The sequence below is a fragment of the Variovorax paradoxus genome (assembly GCF_040544635.1).
GTDB classification, from domain to species: Bacteria; Pseudomonadota; Gammaproteobacteria; order Burkholderiales; family Burkholderiaceae_C; genus Variovorax; species Variovorax paradoxus_R.
The window spans coordinates 1-1,225 of the sequence record NZ_JBEPKJ010000027.1; the positions used below are offsets into that span (position 1 = coordinate 1).

The following is a 1,225-nucleotide window of genomic DNA, read 5'->3' on the forward strand; positions in this document are numbered from 1 at the left end:
GCGCTCAACGGCGCCACCACCACCGCACAGACCACCCGGGACGCCTTCGCACTCGCCGGCGGCCACGTCGATGCGGGCGCCTTCGAATACCGCCTGCATGCCGCCGACGCCAGCGGCGCTGGCGAGAACTGGTACCTGCGCTCGACCACCACGGTGACCACACCCACCACCCCGACGACGCCCACCACCCCACCAACGACCGGCACGGGCGGTTCGGCGGGCGGCGGCACAGGCCCCATCACCGTGCAGGTGCCCACCTACCGCGCCGAAGTCCCGCTGCTGTCCGCGCTGCCCAGCCAGCTGCGCCAGATGGACCTGGCCATGATCGGCAACCTCCACCAGCGCATCGGCGACGACGACGTCAAGGCCGGCGGCACCGCATCGAGCGGCAGCGAGCGCCGGGCCTGGGGCCGCGTGATCGCCGCCGACATCGACATCCACCAGCAAGGCACCGTCAACCCGCACAGCAAGGGCAACGTCAAGGGCTTCCAGGCCGGCACCGACCTGTTCGCCGCATCGAACTGGCGCGCCGGCGTGTACGTCGGCCAGCTCGACGGCCGCGTGAGGGTCAACGGCTTCGCGAGCGGCATCGCCAATCTGGCCGTCGGCGCCAACGACCTGCGCAGCCAGTACCTGGGCGCCTACGGCACCTGGACCGCCGATTCGGGCTTCTATGCCGATGCCGTGCTGCAGGCCGGGCGGCACCGCTACACCGTTGAACCCCTGTCGACGCTGCGCAGCGGGGGCAAGGGCGACAGCCTGATGGCGTCCATCGAGGTGGGCCAGTCCTTTGCGCTGGGCGCGAGCGGCTGGAAGATCGAGCCGCAGCTGCAGCTGATTCACCAGCGCCTCAGCCTGGACACCCTCGCGATCTCCGGTGCGAACGTGGGGCAGGACAGCGACGACGGCTGGATCGCACGCGTCGGCGTGCGGCTGAAGGGCGAGATCGCCACGGGCCTCGGCACGCTGCAGCCGTACGGCCGCTTCAACCTCTACAAGGCGAGCAGCGGTGCCGACGTGGCCCGCTTCATCGGACCCGCCGGCGCAACCGACATCACGGGCCGCACCGGCGCCACCTCCAGCGAACTGGCCGGCGGCTTCACGCTGGCGCTGAACCAGACGACCAGCGTCTACGGCGAAGTGGGCAAGCTCTGGGCCTCCGGTGGCGACGCGAAGGTGAAGCGCACGGTGCAAGGCTCATTGGGGTTGCGCATGAAGTGGTGAG

1 protein-coding gene is annotated in these 1,225 nt (G+C 70.7%); it reads left to right on the forward strand.

Translation table 11 applies throughout. From position 1 onward, the window contains the following. Positions 1 to 1,224 (forward strand): autotransporter outer membrane beta-barrel domain-containing protein (locus ABIC94_RS27345; RefSeq protein WP_354376178.1); only part of this gene is annotated, 1,224 nt, incomplete at its 5' end. Between the last annotated feature and the right edge of the window lies 1 nt (position 1,225).